Raw genomic sequence first — 20,314 nt, 5'->3', positions numbered from 1 at the left:
TGGCTAAAACATACCGCAAAAGATGCAGCAAAACGCGTTCGAGTGTACCCTGCGCAGAGCTTTTTTCATCAATGCAGATCAAGACTGAGTCATCGCCCATGCAAGATCCAGTGCAGCTGACCACGGCTCGGGAGCCCGTCCCCGAGCAACCCGACCAGGCATCCGGTCGCCTGCGGCAACACCTGCTGGCCCGGATGGGCATCCCTAGCTGGCAACTGCGCCGGCCGGCCCTGCTGGCGGGCCATCAGGCTGCGCCCTCGCCGGCCAATGAGTCCCAGGCAAATCTGCAGGAGGCGGCCCCCGCCCCAGCCGTGCCGAGCGAGCCGCCGAGCGGCAAGCTCTGGATCCTGGCGAGCCGGCTGCCCGCCCCCGTTCTGCTGGCGGATCTGTGCCAGTTGCTCGGCATCGGCAGCGACGAGGTCAGCCTGCTGAGCAGTCTGCCTGCCGGTCACACCCCGCCCTTGCTCTGGCTGGAGGCGGCCGATCCAGCCTGGCCAGAGGCCCTGATCTGCCCGCTCACCCCCAGCCCGGCCCAGAAACGGGCCCTGTGGCAGCAGCTCAAGGGGCGCCTCGGCTGACCAGCCGTGCGCCCCGCTTCTCTCTTCGTTCAGCCGCCCCGACCCGGAGCCACCATGGTGCAATTTCGTCCCCTGCTCGAGACCGACTTCGAGCTCATCTACCCCATAGAACAGGCTGCCCACAAGGAGCCCTGGAGCCAGGCCAACCTGCTCTCCTGCTTCGGGCCGCGCTATCTCAACGGCCTGCTGCTGGTCGACGGCCAGCCGGCCGGCTTCTACATCTCGGATCTGGTGGCGGGCGACAGCTCGCTGATGAACATCTGCGTGCACCCCGACTTTCAGGGCAAGGGGCTGGGGCGGGCGCTGCTCAGGGAGTACCTGAGCCGCAGCAAGGCCAACAAGGCCGAGGCCTGGTTCCTCGAGGTGCGGGCCGGCAACAGCACCGCCATCAGCCTCTACGAGAGCGAGGGGTTTGCCGAGTACTGCCGGCGCGCCAACTACTACGGCACCGGTCAGGATCGGGAAGATGCCGTATTGATGTCCCGCCTGTTCGACTTCGGCTAAGCCGCCGCGCTACAGCGGCGACACTAGAGCAGCGGCGCATTGTCGAGGGCCGGATCCTGCAGGCTTTGGGTGGTGTGCAGCACCGCCTCGAAGCCGGCGGCGGAGAGCGGCATGAAGAAGCCGCGCTGCCAGGTCACCCCGGGCATCCAGATCTGCTGGATATCCACCACTATCTTGATGGGCTTGAGCTGCTCGCCCGGCTGCTGCACATAGATGCCGGGCGGGGTTGCCACCTGCGGGAAGCGGCGCAGGATCTGCTCGCTGCCATCCCCGGCATTCGGGTTGAGGCGCACCTTCACCAGCCGGGCCAGCACAGGCGCCATCTCCTCTGTCTGCCACAGGGTGGTATCCAGCAGCTTGCAACGCCGACATTTGGCGCGTTCGATCACATAGAGCAGCGGATAACCCTTTTGCAGGGCAAGCTGCTGTGCCTGGGCGTAGCCTTCGGCGCCGCTCAGCCAGGGGTTGTCCTCCTCGCCACCTGTGCCTCCCAGCGTAAACCAGAGCGCACCAGCCCCCGCCAATAACAGAAATACCCCGGTCACCACCCCCTTGATACCGACACTCATTATGCTCCCTCCCTGAATGGCTCCATATGTCTGCCACCATCATGCCTCAAGCTCTCCTGATTGACGACTTTGTGATCCAGGACAAATGGCGAACACTTGTAAGCTGTAATTTTAGAGTTTAAACTCCAGCGCGATTTTTCAGTGCCCCTTAGGGCGTACAACTGTTACTTGAGGATGTCTGACTGATGCCGAAACACCACCTGGTTCGACTGATGCGGGAACGTATTGCCCGGCTTGGCAACAAGGCCGCCCTGCGCGTACAACAGGATGGCCAGTGGCGTGCCATCGGCTGGCGTACCCTGGGACAGGCCATGGATTACTGCGCCCAGGCGCTGATCCGCGCCGGCCACCAGCCTACCGAGATGGTCGGCATCTATGCCCGCAACATGCCTGAATGGACCCAGGCCGATCTCGGCATCCTGGCCGCTCGCGGCGTCAGCGTGCCCATCTACCCCACCAGCACCCTCGATCAGCTGCGCTACATCGTCAAAGATGCCGGCATCAAGGTGCTGTTCGTCGGCGAACAGCCCCAGTTCGACCAGGCGCTGCAACTCATTGAAAGCGGCGAAATCCGCCAGCTCGTCGCCCTCGATGGCAACGTCAACCTGCGCGGATGCCCGCAGGCGAGCCACTTCCAGGAGTTCCTCTCTTCCGGCAATCACCAGCCCAGCGAACAGGTGCTGCGCGAGCGTGAGAGCCAGTACCGGATGGACGATCTGCTGACCCTGATCTACACCTCTGGCACCACGGGTGAGCCCAAGGGGGTCATGCTCGATTTCGCCAACATCGCCGCCTGCTTCGAGATGCATAACAGCCGTCTTGATCTGAACGAGCAGGACGTGTCGCTCTGCATGCTGCCACTCAGCCATGTGTTCGAGCGCGCCTGGACCTACTACGTGCTCTATTGCGGCGCCGAGAACGTCTACATCCGCGATCCGCAGAAGGTGATGGATGTCATCGGCGAGATGCAGCCCACCGTGATGTGCGCCGTGCCGCGCCTCTACGAGAAGGCCTACGCCATGATCCAGGCTCGCGTCGCCCAGGCCCCACGCCTGCGCCAGGCCCTGTTCGGCTGGGCCACCCGGGTCGGCAAGCAGATGGTCGCTACCCGCCAGGCGGGCAAGAGCGCCTCCCCCCTGCTCTACGGCCAGCTCTGGCTCGCCGAGCGGCTGGTGTTTCGCAAGCTGCGCGCCCGTTTCGGCGGCCGTACCCGCTTCTTGCCGGTGGCCGGCGCCCGCCTCGCCGACGAGGTGAACTTCTTCTTCCAGGCCATGGGGCTCAACCTCAAGTACGGTTACGGCATGACCGAGACCACTGCCACCGTCTGCTGCTACGAAGACAGCCAGTTCAAGCTGGGCTCCATCGGCACGGCGCTCAGCGGCATCGAGGTGAAGCTGGGTGAGAACAACGAGCTGCTGGTGCGCTCCCCCACCGTGATGCGCGGCTACTACAACAAGCCCGAGGCCACTGCCGAGGTGATGACCGAGGATGGCTTCCTGCGCACCGGCGATGCCGGCGAGCTCGACGGCGAAGGCAACATCTACTTCACCGAGCGCCTCAAGGAGCTGATGAAGACCTCCAACGGCAAGTACGTGGCGCCGCAACTGGTGGAAGGCACCATCGGCAAGGATCGCTTCATCGAGCAGATCGCCATCGTCGCCGATGCCCGCCACTTCGTGTCGGCGCTGATCGTGCCCTGCTTCGAGTCGCTGGAGGAGTACGCCCGCTCCATCAACCTGCAGTACCACTGCAAGACCGAACTGCTGCGCCACTCCAAGGTGGTGGAGTTCTTCGAGGCGCGCATCCAGGATCTGCAAAAAGAGCTGGCCAAGTTCGAGCAGGTGAAGAAGTTCACCCTGCTGCCGAGCGCCTTCTCCATGGAGCTGGGGGAGCTGACCCCCACCATGAAGCTGCGCCGCAAGATCATCGAGTCCAAGTACCAGAGCGAGATCGAGGCCATGTATAACCATGTCTGAGTACAACCACGTCTGATTACCACCACGTCTGATTACCACTCGGATTTCCGGAAATAAAAAAGCCGCTTCAAGAGCGGCTTTTTTTGTTGCCTGTCATCAGGCCGGGGTCTTGCTGGTCCCGAAGTAGTCGGCCAGGAAGTCGTCAAATGACAGGCTGTCGCTGCGCTCCCGCTCCCGCTGCTTGGCCAGCGACTCCCGTGCCTCGCCGGCAAAGTAGGCTTCGTCCCAGTACTGCAGCTCGCCAGCCAGCATCTCTTCCCGGTAGCGGCTCGCCAGCTCGTCGGCGAAGGCGCCGTTGTCCTTGCCGCTCTCCAGCAGCTGCTTGAGCAGGCGGGCGGAGTAGGTGAGCTCGGGATTGAGCAGCTTCTCGCGGTGCATCGCCAACGTCTCGCGGTAGCGGTTGCGGCCGCAGCAGCGATCCAGCAGCGCGGCGACCTCGGCCAGCTCGTCGAACAGCTTGAGGCCGAACTCCTTGAGGCCGATGGGGTTGCCCTGTTCGCCCTCCAGCTCGAGGCCGGGACGGCGCCCCTCCAGCACCACCTTGGTCTGGTTGCGGCGATTGCGGGCGATCTCTTCGTCATCCAGCACAGGGGACGGACGCAGCAGGCACCAGACCAGGAACAGGTCGAAGAAGCGGATCTGATCCACCTCGATGCCGTACGGGGTGAAAGGGTTGACGTCCACGGTGCGCAGCTCGATGTATTCGATGCCACGCTGCTCCAGCGCGTCGGACGGCTTCTCGCCGCTGCGCGGGGTGCGCTTGGGGCGGATCGGCGCGTACAGCTCGTTCTCCAGTTGCAGCACGTTGTCGTTGAGCTGGCGGTACTCACCGTTCACCTTGACGCCGATCCTGGCGAAGTCGGGATCATGGGTGTTGATGGCGCGGCGCAGGCTGCTCACATAGGCCGGCAGGTTGTCGTGGCTGATCTTGAGCCCCGCCTGGGCGCTGTTGGTGTAACCCAGATCCGACAACCGCAGCGCGGTGGCGTAGGGCAGGTAGAGGGTACCCTTGCCGGTCTTCTGGAACGGCAGGTTGCTCTTGCGCCCCTTGAGGAAGGATTCGCAGATGGCCGGCGACGCGCCGAACAGGTAGGGCACCAGCCAGCCGAAGCGGTAGACGTTGCGGATAAGCCCCATGTACTTGTCGGAGATGAAGCGCTGGCTGCAGCACCCCTCGCACACCAGCTCCTGCCACTCGCACCAGAAGCTGTCCGGCATGGAGAAGTTGAAGTGCACCCCGGCGATCACCTGCATCAGGCTGCCGTAGCGGTTCTTCAGCCCCTGCCGGTAGAGGGTCTTCATCCGGCCGATGTTGGAGCTGCCGTACTGGGCCAGCCGGATGTTCTCCTCGTCGCCGACGAAGCAGGGCATGGAGAGCGGCCAGATCCGCTCATCACCCAGGTGATGAATGGTGTGACGGTGGATGTCGCCAAGCTGTTCCAGCAGGCTGTCGATGGAGTCGGTGGCCGGCGTGATGAACTCCAGCAGGCTCTCCGAGTAGTCGGTGGTGATGTTGGCATGGGTCAGTGCCGAGCCCAGACTTCTGGGGTGATCGGTCTGGGCCAGGGTCCCCTGTGGGGTGATGCGCAGACATTCACGTTCGATCCCGCGCCGGATCCCCTTGAGGGCGGTCAGCCGTTCCGGCGAACCCAGGGCGGTCAACAACTCGGTGAGTGACAAGCTTGTCGTAGTCATATTCACGGCTCATGTGTGGCCGCCCCACAGGGGGGCGGCACTATTTTTATGTAGCGCCCTCAGGGCAGCTGCAGCGGATAGATGGGAAGATGAAGCTCCTGCAGGGGTTTTTCAAGCTTTTGCTTGTCCCCCACCACCACAATCACCATCTCGGCCGGGTCAAGCCAGCGTGCCGCACTGGCCTTGAGCGTCTCGGCCGACACCGTCTTGATCAGGTTGTTCTGGGCCTGCACATAGTCCGGCTTCAGGTCATACATGATCATCTGCAGCAGGAAGCCCGCCTTCTGGCCGAGCGTCTCGTAGGAGAGCGCATCCTGCTGGGAGACGGCGCTGCGCATATAGGCGAGCTCGACCGGAGTCGGACCGCTCTTGCGGTAGTTGTCCATCTCCTTGAGGAACTGGCGGATGGCATCCACGGTCGCATCGGCCCGCACGTTGGCGCCGGTGGCGAAGGTGCCTACCTCCCGGTTGGCGGAGAAGCCCGAGCTGGCCCCATAGGTATAGCCCTTGTCCTCCCGCAGGTTGAGGTTGATACGGCTGTTGAAGTTGCCGCCCAGGTTGAAGTTCATCAGCCCGGCGGTGAAGTAGTCACCCGTGGTATCGAACGGCATGGCGCGGCGGCCGATGCGGATCACCGACTGGGGCGCCCCCGGCTTGTCCACCAGATAGATGCCCGGCTTGGCCTGCTCGCCTTCGGGCTTGAGGCTGCCAAGAGAGGGCGCGGCCCCCTTCCACTGGGTCAAGAAGCCGAGTTGCTCCTCCACCTGGGACTGGGTCACGTCACCCACTACCACCACCTTGGCGTTGGTCGGGTTGTAGTAGTTCTGGTAGAAGCGCTTCACGTCCGCCAGAGTCAGCTTCTCCACGTCGGCCAGCACGCCGTCACCAGGCTGACCGAGGCGGTTCTGCTTGCCGTAGATCAGCTCGCGGAAGGCCTGACCCGCCAGCCACTCCGGCTGCTGCTCGCTCTGTTTCATCCCCTGCAGCATCTGCGCCTTGACCCGCTCGAAGTCGGCCTCGCGCATGCCGGGCCGCTCATACACCTCGCGCACCAGCGCCAGGGTCTGTGGCAGCTTGTCGGCCAGGCTGCTGATGGTGACCAGGTTGTTGTACTGGGCGCTGGAGACGCTGACGCTGGAGCCTAGCTTTTGCAGCTCGTCGCTGAGCTGGGCCTCGGTCAGACGCACCGAGCCCTGCCCCATCATGCTGGCGGTGAGGCTGGCCAGCCCCAGCTCGCCCTTGCCTTCGGCCCGCATGCCACCCGGCAGCGCAACCATGATGGAAACCGCAGGGATTTCATCGCTCTGGGTGCCGATGATCTCGATCCCCTTGTCGAGCTTGCCGTGCCAGATGGCGGGCACCTTGACGCTCACCGCATCGGCCGCCTTGGGCTGCACGCTGCGATCGAAGTCGTCTTTCACCGGCCGCTCGGCCAGCACCTTGTCATGCTTGGCGTAATCCGGCAGCTCGCGCTTGGCCGGGGTGAAGTTGGGCTTGGCGGCCTGCCAGTCGTTCTTGCCTTTGGGCACCACGCTCAGCACCACCGCCGGCTTGTTCAGGATGAACTTGTCGTAGGCGGCCTTGACCTGCTCCGGCGTCACCTTGCCGATGGCGTCCAGGCTCTTGAACACATAGTTGGGATCCTGGGCGAACACCTGGCCCATGGCGAGCTGGCTCACCTTGCCGGAGACGCTGTCCAGGCCCCAGATGGCCGAGGCACGATAGCTGTTGATCGCCTTCTCCAGATCCTCCGGCTTGAGGCCGCGACCGGCGAACTCGCCGATCACCTTGTCCACCTCGCTCTTGAGGGTCTTCAGGCTGCCATCCACCGCCGGGTTGGGATAGGCGTAGACGGTGAGGGTGCAGGCCAGCTCCTCGCAGTAGTGGGAGGCCCCCGCATCGATCGCCTTGCCGCTCTTGACCAGCGACTGGTAGAGCATGGAGCTGGCGGAGCCGCCCAGCACGTCGGCGAACATGTCGAGGGCCGGCTCCTGCGCATCGCCAAGGGACACGGTCGGGTAGCTGATGTAGAGCAGCGGCAGGTGCACCTTGTCCTCGAGCGTCACGTAGCGGGTCTCTGGCAGGGTCACCGGCTCGGGGGTCGGCTCGGCCACCTCGGGTCCACGCGGGATCGGGCCGAAGTACTTCTCAATCCAGGCCAGCGCCTGCTTGGTGTCGAAGTCGCCGCCCAGGGTCAGGGTGGCGTTGTTGGGGCCGTACCAGCGCAGGAAGAACTGCTTGAGATCGTTGACGTCGACCCGGTCGAGATCCTCCACATAGCCGATGGGCTGCCAGGAGTAGGGATGGGTACGCGGGTAGAGCGCCTCCCCCACCTTCTCGCTCACCAGGCCGTAAGGCTGGTTGTCGATGCGCTGGGCCCGCTCGTTCTTGACGGTGGCGCGCTGGATCTCGAACTTCTTCTGGCTCACCGCATCGAGCAAGAAGCCCATGCGGTCGGCCTCCAGCCAGAGCACCTTCTCCAGCTGGTTGGCCGGCACGGTCTCGTAGTAGTTGGTGCGGTCCTTGTTGGTGGTACCGTTCATGTCGCCACCGGCCTCGTTGATGATCCGCATGTGCTCCTGATCCCCCACGTGCTTGGAGCCCTGGAACATCATGTGCTCGAAGAAGTGGGCGAACCCGGACTTGCCCACCTGCTCGCGGGCCGAGCCCACGTGATAGGTGACGTCCAGGTGCACCAGGGGATCCGATCGGTCGGGCGCCAGAATGACGGTCAGGCCATTGTCCAGCTTGTACATCTGATAGGGAATGCCGAGCTTGCCCTCTTCCTTGACCTGTTCCGACACCAGGGTGGGTGCCGCCAGCACGGGCAGAGAGAGGCCCAGAAGCATGCTTAATGGAATGAGTTTGTTCACGGTTACCTCGTGAGTGAAGCTAGAAGATCTGCCTGGCCAGCAGAAAGACCAGGGCATAACGCAACAATTTGCCGAGCCCGATGAGAATGAGAGAGCGCCAGAAGGAGAGACGCAGCCAGCCGGCCAGCAGACAGAGACCATCGCCGACCACTGGCGTCCAGGCCAGCAGCAGACACCAGTGGCCATGTTGTTTGAGCCAACCGAGGGCTTTTTGTTCCCCACGGCCTTGAAAATCTTCCGGTTTTTTCTTGAAGGTGGCGAGCCAGCCGAGCCACCAGGTGGTCATGGAGCCGAGGGTGTTGCCCAGCGTCGCCCACAGCAGCAGGCTGGCCATGCTCCACTCCCCCTTGGTCGCCATGGCCCCCAGCAACACTTCCGAGCTGCCGGGCAGCAGGGTGGCGGAGGTGAACGCGCTCAGAAACAGCCAGCCGAGCCCCAGTTCGGTGATGCCATTCATCCGGCCAGCTCATCCGCGGCGGGCATGCGCAGCAGCAGTTTGCCGCGCACGTGGCCCTGCTCGATGGCCTGATGGGCCAGGGCCCCTTCCGCCAGCGGGAATTCGCCGGAGATGGTGATCTGCACCTCCCCCTGGCGCAGCAGGATCAGCATCTGGCTCAGCTGCTGGCGGTCAGGATGCACCAGCATGCCGAGCACCTCGATGGCGCTGCCGGCCGCGGCATCCTTGATCTGCTGCGCGGTGATGGTGGGTACCGTCACCAGCCGGCCACCCGGCTTGACGCAGGCCAGCGCCGCCTTGCCGCTCTCGCCACCCACCAGATCCAGCACCAGATCGACCGGACCGTCGGCCACCACCTGAGCGGCCCAGTCTGCATGGTGGTAATCCACCATCTTGCTGACCCCCAACGCGTGCAGGAAGCTGTGGTTGTCACCGCTCGCCGTCGCCACCACCTCGGCGCCATAGGCGCTGGCAAACTGCACCGCCAGATGGCCGACGCCGCCGGCGCCGGCCAGGATCAACACCCGTTGCCCCGCCTTGAGGGCGCCGTGTTCGAACAGCCCCTGCCAGGCGGTGAGGCCGGCCAGCGGCAGCGCCGCCCCCTGCCTCAGAGCGAGCTCCTCCAGCTTGACCAGCTCCTCCTCGCGCGCCACCACGGACTCGCCGTAGCCGCCGGCGGTGAGGGGAAAGCCCACCATGCCGCACACCCTGTCCCCCTCGGCCAGCGAGCCGACACCAGGGCCGACCTTCTCGACCACGCCGGCCACGTCATAGCCCGGCGTCCAGGGCAGCTTCTCCTTGTTTTGCGCCGCCGCCCAGCCGAGGCCGGCCCGGGTCTTGGCATCGATGGGGTTAATCCCCGCAAAGCAGATGCGCACCCGCACTTCGCCCTCGGCAGGCACCTTGTCCTGGGAAGGGTTGAGCCTGAGTACCGAGGGGGCGCCGAATGCGGTAATCTGTAGCTGCGTCATTGCACAATCCATCCTGTTGATTGATCAAGGGTCAACAGAATAACAGCGAGGACACCATGGCTCGAATGTTTCTTATTCCTCTGTTGCTGGCCCTGGGGTGGTGGGCGTTTCTGCTCTACTTCCGCATCCCGCTCAAGCAGGGGGCCAAGGGGTTTTACTGGATCATCGGCATCGGTGGCGGACTGGCCGCCTTCCTCAGCCTGATGATGGTGCTCACTCACTAGGGTTCATGGACAAGGGGAAGAAGAGAAGATGCTGCATGGACTGAACCATCTCACGCTGGCAACCGGTGATCTCGACAGGAGCTTTGCCTTTTATGTCGACTTGCTGGGGTGTCGCCCCAGGGTGAGATGGGCACGCGGAGCCTATCTCACCCTCGGCAACCTGTGGATCTGTCTTTCCTGTGATTCCCCCCAACCGGCAAGAGACTACAGCCACGTCGCGTTCGGAATCTCGCCTGAGCAGTTTCCCACCTTCTGCGCCCGTCTGCGCGCGGCAGGTGCGGCAGGTGTTGTGGAGTGGAAGACGAACAGCAGCGAAGGGGATTCACTCTACATAAAGGATCCTGACGGACATCAGCTGGAAATCCATGCCGGCAACCTGGACAGCAGGCTTGCATCCCTCAGGCAGCAGCCCTATGAGGGCTTGACCTGGTTCGACTGAGCCGGATTCATCCCTGCTCGGTACGAAGATGGTAGTGGCGGTTGCTGCCCTGTCCCAGCACGCCCTGGGCCAGCAGATGCTGGAACACCCGATCCACCTCTTCCAGCGATAGCGACAGCGCCTGTGCGACGCTGCGCTTGCTGCACTTGAGATCGCCGCTCTCCAGCGCGCTGCGCACCTGCTCCACCACCTCTGGCTCGGGCTCCGGCCGGCCGGGCAGCAGCTGTGCCATGGCTGCGGCCTCCGCCTGCTGCAGCACAACCTGTTCCCGCTCGCGATCCCGCTGCCACAGCCAGCTGCGGCGAAAGCGGTTCTCTTCGCCGATCAGGCTGACGAAGAAGGCGCCGAACACGTCGAGCAGCACCGAGAGGAAGCAGACCAGCAGAAACTGCACCTGGCTGATGCTCATGCCCACCCCGTCCGCCAGGCTGCTCATCAACCCCAGCATGGAGGACTGCTCGTTGACGGGCTTGGCGTCGCGCTCCTGGCGCAGCTCGTCCTGGCGCAGCCTGAGCTTGGTGTTGGCCTGCTGCAGGCCACTGACGCCGCTGGAGATACGCGCCATCTCGATGTACTTGCGGGCCGCCTCCTCGTTGAGCTGGATCTGCCGCTCTATGCTGGCGATCTGTTCGTCGAAGCGGGCGATCTCCCGCTCATGGCGCGCCTGCTGGTTGAGAATGGTGTTGGTGGCGCTGTTGATGCCGCCTATGCTGCCGCCGATGGAGATGGCCGCCAGCACGCTGTAGAACAGCAGTGACCAGAAGGCCCCGCCCAGATCGCGACGCGCCTTGCACTCTCCGTATTCATACCAGACGTAGAACTTGCCCAGTTCGAAGATGATGGCCAGGCCACCGAACAGACACTTCATCAAGGGATTCTCGTCGATGGAGAGAAACAGCAGCAGGGAGAAGACGATGGAGGCCAGAATGGCCAAGCCGGTAAAACTGTACACCGTGGTCAGTGCGAACCACCCCTTGGGGTAGCGCTGCACGGCTGAAGGCTGTGTGGTCATGAGAAAGCGGGCGCGATATGCAGGAAAAGTTGGCTGCCGATTATAGTCAGCAGACTCCTCGAGAGAAGGACAATCACCATAATTGCACCAGATCCTTGGTCAGTTGCCCAGAGTGCGACCAAAACGGACAAATCGGCCGCAAAAAGTCGATACACTCACTGCCGACTCTCGTAGCATGGAAGATTGAGCCTGATTCTGCCCGGATTCAGCAAGACTGGCATACACTGACCCGCAACAACCAACCACCGAGGCCACAATGAACCGAACGACTAGCTTGTTACTGCCCCTGCTTCTGGTTGCCGGCGCCGCGCTGGCAGCACCGCAGTATGAGGAGGAAGGTGGTACGGCATTTTCCGTCGATGCACTAACCTTCAACCGGGACTGGGATGACAAGCAATTTGGCTGGTCATCGACCAACTGCTTCGAGCCGGGAATGAACGATGGCACCCAGACGCCATGCCGGGAAAGCAGGGTCAGCTTCGACGATGAAGAGCACCGCAATGCTCCCCCCGGCAGCAACCAGATGCCCGCCACCCAGGGCACCGGCCAGTAACCAAGGAGAACTTTCGTCATGACTCATTCAACCATGTTCAACAAAGGCGCCCTGCTGCTCTCTCTGCTGCTGGCCAACGGGGTTGCCTTTGCCGCCCCGCCCCACTCCAAGGATGGCGATGGCATCCGGCTCTCCACCGACAACATCAAGCTGAACGTCGACTGGGATGACAAGGAGTACGACTGGTGGCAGCACAACTGCCTGGATCTCGGCATCGGTGACAGCCGCATCAAGCTCAACTGCGACAAGATCGACGGCAAGTACCGGGATCACTACAACCGCAGCATCCACAGCGGCAACAACCCGGGGCAGGGACATGACAAGTTCAAAGATAAGGACAAGGGCCACGGCAACAAGAAGCACTGATCTGACCGCCGGCGTGCATGAACAAGGGGCCCATGGCCCCTTGTTCGTTTTTCCTACCAGTAATTCTCGGCACTGATGTTGCCGGGGGCCCGCCGCAGGTTCTTGGCCAACCCCAATGACAACAGGGTCTGCTGGGTCTCCTTCACCATGGCCGGGTTGCCGCAGATCAGCACCTGGCTCAGCGCGGGAGCAAATTCCAGCCCCACTCGCGCCTGCAGGCGACCATCGGCGATGGCGGCCGGGATCCGCCCCTCCATCGCCTCGGGCCAGCTTTCACGGCTGACGAAGGGGACGTAGCGAAAACGCTCGCCATGACGCTCGACAAAGCTCGCTATAAGCTCCCGATAGCTCAGCTCCTCCCCCTTGCGCACCCCGTGCACCAGCACCAGATTCTCGAAACGGGCAAAGGCTTCCCCGTCCGCCAACATGGAGAGGAAGGGGCCGATGGCGGTCCCGGTGGAGAGCAGCCAGAGATCGCGCCCGGCCGGCACCTCGTCCAAGGTGAGAAAACCGGTCGCCAAGGATTGCACCAGCAGGCTGTCGCCCGCCCGCAGGGAACCCAGGGTCGGAGTCAGCTCTCCATCGGGGATCTCGACGAAATAGAACTCGTGGTAGGGAGTCGAAGGCGGATTGACGAAGGAATAGGCCCGCTGGATGCGGCGATCGCCCTGCTCGAGGGCCAGTTTGGTGAATTGCCCCGCCTTGTAGGGGGCCAGCTCGGCCGCCACACGCAGGGAGAACAGGGTGGGCGTCCACTCGATGCGTTCAAGGACGCGACCTTCGACCCAGGCCATAGGGATCTCCTCCAGAGGAACAGGTCTTTACTCTACCCCCGGGCCTGAAAATAAAAAACCCGCGCAAGTGCGCGGGTTTTTCTGCAAAAGCGAATCGCTATTACAGGGCAACAACCTGGATCTGTACGGTTGCTTTAACGTCAGCGTGCAGCTGAACAGCAACTTCGTAGTCACCGGTGTTACGCAGAACGTTGCCCATGCGGACTTCGCTCTTGGCAACGGCTACGCCGGCAGCAGTGATGGCTTCAGCCACGTCACGGGTACCGATGGAACCGAACAGCTTGCCTTCGTCGCCAGACTTGGAAGCGATAACCACGGTAGCCAGTTCGGCCAGCTTGGCAGCACGCTCTTCAGCAGCAGCTTTGTTGGCAGCCAGTTTGGCTTCCAGCTCAGCGCGACGAGCACCGAAAGCTTCGATGTTGGCCTTGGTGGCCATAACAGCTTTGCCTTGCGGGATCAGGAAGTTACGGGCGTAACCAGCTTTCACGGAAACTTGGTCACCCAGACCGCCCAGTTTGGCGATTTTGTCGAGCAGGATAACTTGCATTACCTTTCCTCTATAAATTTCGTTGAGTTAGGCTTAAGTGCCGGACCGATTCTTACTTGTTGTGCAGATCGGTGTACGGCAGCAGAGCCAGGTAACGAGCACGCTTGATGGCGCGTGCCAGCTGACGCTGATACTTGGCGCAGGTACCGGTGATACGGCTCGGTACGATCTTGCCAGATTCAGTGATGTAGTTTTTCAGAGTAACGATATCTTTGTAGTCGATCTCGGTAACGTTCTCGGCGGTGAAGCGGCAGAACTTACGACGACGGAAATAACGTGCCATGGCCTTTATCCTCTAGTCAGTGATCCAGAATTACTCTTCGGAAGCAGCTTCAGTAGCTTCTTCGCGGCGCTCGTCGTCACGACGGGTGAAGCGCTCTTCCTTGGCCTTGGCCATCGGAGAAACTTCAGTCACGGCGTGCTTGGTGCGCATGATCATGTTGCGGATAACGGCATCGTTGAAGCGGAAGTTGGTTTCCAGCTCATCGATAACGGCTTGCTCTGCTTCTACGTTCATCAGAACGTAGTGGGCTTTGTGCAGTTTGTCGATCGGGTAAGCCAGCTGACGACGGCCCCAATCTTCCAGGCGATGAATGGTACCACCGGAGGTGGTGATGGCGCCGGTGTAACGCTCGATCATGCCAGGTACTTGCTCGCTCTGGTCCGGATGAACCATGAAGACGATTTCGTAATGACGCATTTTAGCTCCTTACGGATTAATTCAGCCTCCGCCCAGGTGCAGCCAGACCTCGGAGGCAAGGAACATAATGGTGTTTAGACGCTGCTTTTCTAGGGCGGCGTATTGTACGAAATCCCATCCCTCACTGCAACCAGCCACCGCCGATGTTTTTATCTATGGGAACAATACAAAACTTCAATTGATAATAATTATCATTTAGATTTATTCTATCTCCATGCACTTATGGAGGCTGAACCCATGCAACCCGCGCTGACCACGGCCATCCCGGCCCGCAAATTCAAACTGACCCTGCTCGGGCCGGCCTTTATCGCCGCCATCGGCTACATAGATCCGGGCAACTTCGCCACCAACATTCAGGCCGGCTCCACCTTCGGCTACCAGCTGCTGTGGGTGGTGGTGTGGGCCAACCTGATGGCCATGCTGGTGCAGACTCTCTCGGCCAAGCTCGGCATCGTCACCGGCAAGAACCTGGCGGAACACATTCGCGACCGACTGCCCAAGCCGGCGGTCTGGGCCTACTGGGTACAGGCGGAGATCATCGCCATGGCCACCGATCTGGCCGAATTCATCGGGGCCGCGGTCGGCTTCAAGCTGCTGCTCGGGGTCACCCTGCTGGAAGGGGCCGGCATCACCGCCGTGGTCACCTGGGGCATTCTGATGCTGCAGTCCCGCGGCCAGAAACCGCTGGAGTTCGTGGTGGGCGGCCTGCTGCTGTTCGTGGCGGCGGCTTACATCGTCGAGCTGGTGTTCTCCCGCCCCCATCTGCCCAGCCTGCTGGAAGGGGCCCTCTTCCCCGGCCTGCCCAACAGCGACGCCGTCTATCTGGCGGCCGGCGTGCTCGGTGCCACCGTAATGCCCCACGTCATCTACCTGCACTCGGCGCTGACCCAGCACACCCAGGATCAGGGCTCGGTCCCCCAGCGGCTGCACACCACCCGGGTCGACGTGGCCATCGCCATGACCATCGCCGGCTTCGTCAACCTGGCCATGATGGCCATGGCGGCGGCCGCCTTCCACAGCTCCGGCAACCAGCAGGTGGCCGAGCTGGAGTCGGCCTACCAGACCCTCACCCCGCTGCTGGGCCAGGCAGCCGCCACCCTGTTCGGCCTCTCGCTGGTCGCCTCGGGCATCAGCTCCACCGTGGTGGGCACGCTGGCCGGGCAAGTGGTGATGCAGGGCTTCGTGCGCTTCACCATCCCGCTCTGGCTGCGCCGCGCCATCACCATGGCTCCCGCCTTCGTGGTGATCGCCATGGGCCTCAACACCACCGAAATCCTGGTGCTGAGTCAGGTGGTGCTGAGCTTCGGCATCGCGCTGGCGCTCATCCCGCTGCTGATATTGACCGGCGATCGCGCCCTGATGGGGGAGTATCGCAACCACCCGGTGACCCAGGCGCTCGGCCGCCTCATCGTCGCCCTGGTGATCGGGCTCAACGCCTACCTGCTGGTCGCCATGATCTAGCCCACCACCCGCTCCCAAGACCGGCTCGTTAACCGAGGTTAATGAGCCGGCCTGCGCTTTGGCGTATGCTGGCTGCTCTCTTCCTCTTCGATTTGCGGGAGCCATCCATGTCACATACCCGAGCCAGCTTCGTGCTGGGCCACCACCAGGAGCAGGCCAGCGTCATCTGCTGCCAGAGCGGCGACACCAGCCTGCTGGTCACCGACCTCACCCCCTTTCATCCCCAGAGCCACCTCTGGCCCGATCAGCCGGGTGACGTGGGCACAGTGCGTTGGGAGGGTGGCGACGCGGCCGTCGGTCCCTGTCGCATGGGGGCCATCAGCCCGGATGGGGAGCTGTTCGTCGACCAGGCGATCCCGGTCAAGCGGGGCGCGGAAGGGTGGCGTTTCGTGGTGGTGCACCCGCTGGCCGGCCACTGTGCGCTGCCGGTGGGCAGTCAGGTGACGCTGCAAGTGGATGCCGAGGCCCGCCACGCCCTGAGCCTGGGCCACAGCGGCTGCCACCTGGCGGCCCTCGCGCTCAACCGGGCGCTGATGCCTTACTGGCGCAAGGAGGTGAGCGAGCGGGACGCGCTGGAGCAGCCCGATTTCGATCGCCTCGCCATCCAGACCTCGCGGGTCGAGCCCATGGGTTCGCGCGAGCAGTACCGGATCGGCAAGAGCCTGCGCAAGAAGGGGGTCAACAGCGAGGCCCTGCTGGCAGATCTGGCGCAAATTGAAGCGCACATCAATCGCCAGCTGGCCGACTGGCTGGCAACCGGAGGCGAGATCCGCCGCAGCCGGGTTGGCGAATCGATCATCGACTCCCGTTACTGGCTCTGCCCGCTGGAAGGGCGGGAGGTCACCATCCCCTGCGGCGGCACACATGTGGCCACGCTGGCCGAGCTGGGACGGATCGAGACCAGCCTCACCGCCGATGCAGAGGGGTTTGTCATGATGACCCGGGTCTACCCCTGAGGGCGTCCGAACTCGGCGACCAGCGCGTCGATCAGAGCGCGCACCCGGCGCGGCTGATGCCGCCCGGAGGGGTAGACGATCTGCAGCCGTGACGCCGGGGCGGCGAACCCGGGCAGGATCTCCACCAGGCGGCCACGGCTCAGATCCTCCCCCACATCCCAGCGGGACTTGAGGCAGATCCCCTCCCCCTGCAGGCACCACTGGCGCACCAGATAACCGTTGTTACTGATGCGCCGCCCCTGCACCATCACCCGCTTCACCACGCCCTCGACCTGAAAAGACCACCAGCGCTCCGGATGTTCTCCGAAACGCATCAATAGGCAGTCATGATCGGCAAGCTCTTCCGGATGGCGGGGCTCCCCCTTGCGCGCCAGGTAGGCGGGTGAGGCACAGACGATCCGGCGGTTCTCCCCCAGCGAGAGGGTGCGCAGTGTGCTGTCGGCCAGCTCTCCGTAGCGCAGGGCAAGATCGATCCCCTGCCCCACCAGATCCAGATAGCCATCGGTCAGGTTGAGATCCAGCGTGATCCCCGGGTGTTGTGCCATGAAGCGATCGAGCAGCGGCACCAGCCGGCTGATCCCCAGATCATGAGGGGCGCTGATGCGCAGCAACCCGTTCATCTCATCCCCGCCATCGCGCAGACGGCGCTTGAGCCCCTCGGCCTGGGCCAGCAGATGGCGCCCCTCCTCCAGCAACAGGCGCCCCTCTTCGGTGAGGCTGATGGAGCGAGTGGTTCTGCTGAGCAGGGTCGTACCGTAGTAACGTTCCAAGGAAGCCAGCCGCTCCGAGACGGTTGCCGGGGAGAAGCCCAGCTCACGCCCCGCGGCGGCCAGCCCCCCTTTTTCCACTATGACCAGGAACAGATTGAGGTTCTCGAGCATGATTGTATTGATAATCCGAATTATGTTTTAGATTTTGCGGCAATTATCAAAATACACCGTGACATCTATCTTCTCCAGCAGACACAGGCGCGGATCCCCCGCCGTCTCAGAGAGGAACATTGCCATGGCATTTCATCAACACACCCTGTCCCTTGTCATCGGTGGCCACACAGGTATCGGCCGCGCCGTCGCCGATGCCCTGCGCCAGCGCCCCGGTCAGGTCATCGTCGCCAGCCGCAAGAGCGGCCTGGATATCACGGACCAGACCTCAATCGATAACCTCTTGACCGATCTGGGCCAGCTGGATCACCTGGTCATTACCGCCGGTTCCCAGGCGCCTGGTGGGCCTCTGCTCGAGCAGGATCTCACCGCCGCCAAGGCGGCCTTCGACACCAAGTTCTGGGGCACTCTGGCGGTCATTCGCAGCCTGGCCCCGCATATGGCCCCCGGCGGCACCATCACCCTCACCACAGGGTTCCTGGCCCGCAAGACAGTGCCCGGCACCCTGGTCAAGACCACCATGAATGCCGCGCTCGAAGCCGCCGCCAGGCTGCTCGCCCGTGAGTTGGCCCCCATCCGGGTCAACGTGGTCAGTCCGGGGCTGACCGATACCGAGGCCTACGCCGCCATGGCGCCCGAGGCGCGAGAGGCCATGCTGGGCCGGGCAGCCGCCAGCCTGCCGGCCGGTCGGCACGGCCGCGCCGAAGATCTTGCCGCCGGCTATCTGCTGGCCATCGACAACCCCTTCATGACCGGCGCCACCATAGATATCGATGGCGGCGCCCTGATCAACTGAGGGGGGGCATGCAAGGGCCGTCAGCCCCTTGTTCGCAGCACTGCAGCGGTTGTTCACCCAAGTTCAGGAGCGAAGCGGACGGACAAGGCCCCAGCCTGCCAGACGACGCCCCTTCACCCCTATGCCGACTCGACAGGAGGCCATATGACCATACATGCCATCGACCACGTCACCCTTCGCACGGATCAACTGGAGCAGACCATAGGGTTTTATCGCGATGCCATCGGCCTGCAGGAAGGGGGGCGGCCCCCCTTTCCTTTTCCGGGTTGCTGGCTCTACGCAGGAGGGCGCCCCCTGCTGCACATCGTTGCCAACACCCAGGGCCAAGGACTGACCGACTATCTGGGGAAACGGGAGACGGAGCAAGGTAGCGGCTGCATTGATCACATCTCGCTGAGCGCCTCGGATCCTGTCGAAACGCAGGCCCGCCTGCAGCGACTGGAGGTGCCCTTCGTCAGCCGGGTCATACCGGAGCGCAACGAACTGCAGATCTTTCTGAGGGATAACAACGGGGTATCTATCGAACTGCGCTTCACCCAGACGACCTTTGCCCAGCCTGACACCGACCAAGGGGGAAATAGATGAGCAAGAGACGGCGTTTCATCAAGAGGGCGATCGCCATGAGCCACCGGGCTAGCCGGTCACCCATGGTCATATCCCCATGAAGCCCATTTTGAATGACTCGCCAGCGGTGAGATGATCTGCGAGCCTCTGTCTGACTGCCAGCCACGGCATCGACTTAGCCGCTAGTGCGCCGCCTCCCCTAACCGAGGCGGATCACCAGGATAATCAGGGCGGCAGCAGGATGGCAGGGGTCACGACAGGATTCCGATAGCAACAGGCCGCCCAGCCAGCCCGGTTTGCCCGGCCATGACAGAGAGGGGCCTCATAGGAGGCCTTTTTCTCATCCGGCAGCCTGCTGCCGGCCTGGCCTCAGCGCAACCGGCGCTGCCAGTGAATGGCCAGCAGGATGAAGCTCACCCCGACCCAGAGGTTCCACGCCGGGATCTCGCCAAACAGCCAGACCCCCAGCAGCACCACGAACATCAGGCCCGAGTACTCGGTCGCCGCGATGCGGTTGGCCTCCACCTGACGATAGGAATAGAAGCAGCTGGCGTGATAGAGCAGTTGCATGACGCCGCTGCCGCCGATCAGCACCAGCAGCCGCCAGTCCACCGGCTGCCACTGACCTACCGCCAGACCCGCGGTCAGCGGCATGGCCAGCAGGTTGGCCCAGAACAGGGTCGCCACCACCGAGATCCCGGCCGGCAACTTGCGTCCCGTGATGTTGAACAGCGCCAGGGTGAAGGCAGTCACCAAGGCGCCCAGCCCGGCCAGATGGAAATCCCCCGGCCGCAGCACGAACACCACCCCGAGCAGCCCCATGCCGCTCAGCAGCCAGACTCTGGGGTGGATCTTCTCCTTGAGCAACCAAGCCGCCAGCGGCAACGTCAGCAGCGGGGAGACGTAGAAGATGGCGTTGGCCGTGGCCAGCGGCAGCTGGGTCAGGGCCAGCATCATGCCACCGCCGCCGAGCAGGCAGAGGTGGCCGCGCAGCAGGTGCCACTTCCAGGCACCCAGCCCCCAGGCCGAGCGCGGCACCCGCAGCATGAAGGGCAGCAGCACCAGCAGGGTCAGCAGCTGGCGCAGGAACATGTATTGGAAGGGGCTGAAACCGGGGCCGATCAGCTTGACCAGCACGTCGGAGAAGGCCTGGGCCAGATTGCCCAGCACCAGGGTGAGGATGGCGAAGGTTTGCAGGTCCAGTGCGAACCGCTTGCGCAACAACTCCATCAGCGACAACCGCTCGTCTGACGAACGCAAATAAAATGGCTCAACGGCTCAATCGCTGAATCTTGTTCTGTATTAATGGGGTAAAAGACCATTTTTAAAACCTATCCATCAACTGTTGCCGATTAATCACTCAGAGGGTACCCACTAACATGGCGCCAGGCACCCGTT

23 protein-coding genes are annotated in these 20,314 nt (G+C 63.1%); 11 read left to right on the top strand and 12 right to left on the bottom strand.

The window, feature by feature from the left end:
- The first annotated feature begins 98 nt into the window (after positions 1-98).
- Together CAK78_RS14240 and rimI are read left to right on the top strand one after the other, a co-directional pair.
- Positions 99-578 carry a DNA polymerase III subunit psi gene (locus CAK78_RS14240; protein ID WP_094697689.1) on the top strand — a complete coding sequence of 160 codons (480 nt, stop codon included), beginning with the start codon at positions 99-101 and terminating at the stop codon, positions 576-578.
- Between the two features lie 54 nt (positions 579-632).
- Positions 633-1,082, top strand: coding sequence for a ribosomal protein S18-alanine N-acetyltransferase (gene rimI, locus CAK78_RS14235; RefSeq protein ID WP_094697688.1), 450 nt, complete (start codon positions 633-635; stop codon positions 1,080-1,082).
- 23 nt (positions 1,083-1,105) lie between these two features.
- Here rimI and CAK78_RS14230 read toward each other — a convergent pair whose 3' ends face one another.
- Positions 1,106-1,651: a hypothetical protein gene (locus CAK78_RS14230; RefSeq protein ID WP_094697687.1), complete on the bottom strand. Its 546-nt coding sequence runs from the start codon at positions 1,649-1,651 to the stop codon at positions 1,106-1,108.
- 185 nt (positions 1,652-1,836) lie between these two features.
- Here CAK78_RS14230 and CAK78_RS14225 point away from each other — a divergent pair, with 185 nt between their 5' ends.
- Positions 1,837-3,627 carry an AMP-dependent synthetase/ligase gene (locus tag CAK78_RS14225; RefSeq protein ID WP_094697686.1) on the top strand — a complete coding sequence of 597 codons (1,791 nt, stop codon included), beginning with the start codon at positions 1,837-1,839 and terminating at the stop codon, positions 3,625-3,627.
- 96 nt (positions 3,628-3,723) lie between these two features.
- Here CAK78_RS14225 and gshA read toward each other — a convergent pair whose 3' ends face one another.
- Genes gshA through CAK78_RS14205 form a run of 4 tightly spaced genes read right to left on the bottom strand, consistent with a single transcriptional unit; the run spans position 3,724 to position 9,623 of the window.
- Positions 3,724-5,322 (bottom strand): glutamate--cysteine ligase, encoded by a 1,599-nt coding sequence (gene gshA, locus CAK78_RS14220; RefSeq protein ID WP_094697685.1) that lies wholly within the window; start codon positions 5,320-5,322, stop codon positions 3,724-3,726.
- 59 nt (positions 5,323-5,381) lie between these two features.
- Positions 5,382-8,195 (bottom strand): M16 family metallopeptidase, encoded by a 2,814-nt coding sequence (locus tag CAK78_RS14215; RefSeq protein WP_094697684.1) that lies wholly within the window; start codon positions 8,193-8,195, stop codon positions 5,382-5,384.
- A 19-nt stretch (positions 8,196-8,214) separates the two neighbouring features.
- Positions 8,215-8,652 carry a YqaA family protein gene (locus CAK78_RS14210; protein WP_017785611.1) on the bottom strand — a complete coding sequence of 146 codons (438 nt, stop codon included), beginning with the start codon at positions 8,650-8,652 and terminating at the stop codon, positions 8,215-8,217.
- A complete protein-coding gene (locus tag CAK78_RS14205) occupies positions 8,649-9,623 on the bottom strand; it encodes an NADP-dependent oxidoreductase (protein WP_176452797.1) in 975 nt (324 codons plus the stop codon). The genes CAK78_RS14210 and CAK78_RS14205 overlap by 4 nt, the downstream gene beginning before the upstream one ends.
- Before the next feature lie 56 nt (positions 9,624-9,679).
- On the opposite strand from CAK78_RS14205, the gene CAK78_RS14200 reads away from it, so the two are divergent.
- Both CAK78_RS14200 and CAK78_RS14195 read left to right on the top strand, forming a co-directional pair.
- Complete coding sequence (locus CAK78_RS14200) at positions 9,680-9,847, top strand: hypothetical protein (protein ID WP_005308905.1); 168 nt, start codon at positions 9,680-9,682, stop codon at positions 9,845-9,847.
- A 28-nt stretch (positions 9,848-9,875) separates the two neighbouring features.
- Positions 9,876-10,286 (top strand): VOC family protein, encoded by a 411-nt coding sequence (locus CAK78_RS14195; RefSeq protein ID WP_094697682.1) that lies wholly within the window; start codon positions 9,876-9,878, stop codon positions 10,284-10,286.
- A 7-nt stretch (positions 10,287-10,293) separates the two neighbouring features.
- On the opposite strand, the gene CAK78_RS14190 is transcribed toward CAK78_RS14195, so the two are convergent.
- On the bottom strand, positions 10,294-11,298 hold the full coding sequence (locus CAK78_RS14190; protein WP_176452796.1) for a Preprotein translocase subunit SecY: 1,005 nt from the start codon (positions 11,296-11,298) through the stop codon (positions 10,294-10,296).
- Positions 11,299-11,572: 274 nt separating this feature from the next.
- Between CAK78_RS14190 and CAK78_RS14185 the strand changes: the two genes are divergently transcribed.
- Together CAK78_RS14185 and CAK78_RS14180 are read left to right on the top strand one after the other, a co-directional pair.
- Positions 11,573-11,851, top strand: coding sequence for a hypothetical protein (locus CAK78_RS14185; RefSeq protein ID WP_094697681.1), 279 nt, complete (start codon positions 11,573-11,575; stop codon positions 11,849-11,851).
- A 33-nt stretch (positions 11,852-11,884) separates the two neighbouring features.
- Positions 11,885-12,217, top strand: coding sequence for a hypothetical protein (locus CAK78_RS14180; RefSeq protein WP_017782190.1), 333 nt, complete (start codon positions 11,885-11,887; stop codon positions 12,215-12,217).
- A gap of 53 nt (positions 12,218-12,270) precedes the next feature.
- On the opposite strand, the gene CAK78_RS14175 is transcribed toward CAK78_RS14180, so the two are convergent.
- From CAK78_RS14175 to rpsF, 4 genes are all read right to left on the bottom strand, one after another.
- Positions 12,271-13,011, bottom strand: a complete 741-nt coding sequence (locus CAK78_RS14175) for a ferredoxin--NADP reductase (protein ID WP_094697680.1) — start codon at positions 13,009-13,011, stop codon at positions 12,271-12,273.
- A gap of 100 nt (positions 13,012-13,111) precedes the next feature.
- Positions 13,112-13,558: a 50S ribosomal protein L9 gene (gene rplI, locus CAK78_RS14170; protein ID WP_005308892.1), complete on the bottom strand. Its 447-nt coding sequence runs from the start codon at positions 13,556-13,558 to the stop codon at positions 13,112-13,114.
- 52 nt (positions 13,559-13,610) lie between these two features.
- The gene (gene rpsR / locus CAK78_RS14165) at positions 13,611-13,841 is read right to left on the bottom strand and encodes a 30S ribosomal protein S18 (protein ID WP_094697679.1); all 231 of its coding nucleotides are present in this window, start codon (positions 13,839-13,841) and stop codon (positions 13,611-13,613) included.
- Between the two features lie 30 nt (positions 13,842-13,871).
- Complete coding sequence (rpsF, locus tag CAK78_RS14160) at positions 13,872-14,258, bottom strand: 30S ribosomal protein S6 (protein ID WP_005308887.1); 387 nt, start codon at positions 14,256-14,258, stop codon at positions 13,872-13,874.
- Positions 14,259-14,495: 237 nt separating this feature from the next.
- Between rpsF and CAK78_RS14155 the strand changes: the two genes are divergently transcribed.
- Together CAK78_RS14155 and CAK78_RS14150 are read left to right on the top strand one after the other, a co-directional pair.
- The gene (locus CAK78_RS14155) at positions 14,496-15,719 is read left to right on the top strand and encodes an Nramp family divalent metal transporter (protein WP_005308882.1); all 1,224 of its coding nucleotides are present in this window, start codon (positions 14,496-14,498) and stop codon (positions 15,717-15,719) included.
- Positions 15,720-15,784: 65 nt separating this feature from the next.
- Positions 15,785-16,675 carry a hypothetical protein gene (locus CAK78_RS14150; RefSeq protein WP_176452795.1) on the top strand — a complete coding sequence of 297 codons (891 nt, stop codon included), beginning with the start codon at positions 15,785-15,787 and terminating at the stop codon, positions 16,673-16,675.
- On the opposite strand, the gene CAK78_RS14145 is transcribed toward CAK78_RS14150, so the two are convergent.
- Entirely contained in the window at positions 16,666-17,556 is an 891-nt protein-coding gene (locus CAK78_RS14145) for a LysR family transcriptional regulator (RefSeq protein ID WP_094697678.1), read from the bottom strand. The genes CAK78_RS14150 and CAK78_RS14145 overlap by 10 nt on opposite strands.
- Positions 17,557-17,680: 124 nt before the next feature.
- Between CAK78_RS14145 and CAK78_RS14140 the strand changes: the two genes are divergently transcribed.
- Both CAK78_RS14140 and CAK78_RS14135 read left to right on the top strand, forming a co-directional pair.
- A complete protein-coding gene (locus CAK78_RS14140; RefSeq protein WP_094697677.1) occupies positions 17,681-18,352 on the top strand; it encodes an SDR family oxidoreductase in 672 nt (223 codons plus the stop codon).
- 144 nt (positions 18,353-18,496) lie between these two features.
- Positions 18,497-18,937, top strand: a complete 441-nt coding sequence (locus CAK78_RS14135; protein WP_094697676.1) for a VOC family protein — start codon at positions 18,497-18,499, stop codon at positions 18,935-18,937.
- A gap of 348 nt (positions 18,938-19,285) precedes the next feature.
- Here CAK78_RS14135 and CAK78_RS14130 read toward each other — a convergent pair whose 3' ends face one another.
- On the bottom strand, positions 19,286-20,146 hold the full coding sequence (locus CAK78_RS14130; protein ID WP_176452798.1) for a DMT family transporter: 861 nt from the start codon (positions 20,144-20,146) through the stop codon (positions 19,286-19,288).
- Between the last annotated feature and the right edge of the window lie 168 nt (positions 20,147-20,314).

The organism is Aeromonas sp. A35_P (genome assembly GCF_002259925.1).
Lineage (GTDB): Bacteria > Pseudomonadota > Gammaproteobacteria > Enterobacterales > Aeromonadaceae > Aeromonas > Aeromonas dhakensis.
The sequence above is the reverse complement of the archived record's forward strand: the minus strand, read 5'-3'. Positions and strand labels throughout refer to the sequence as shown.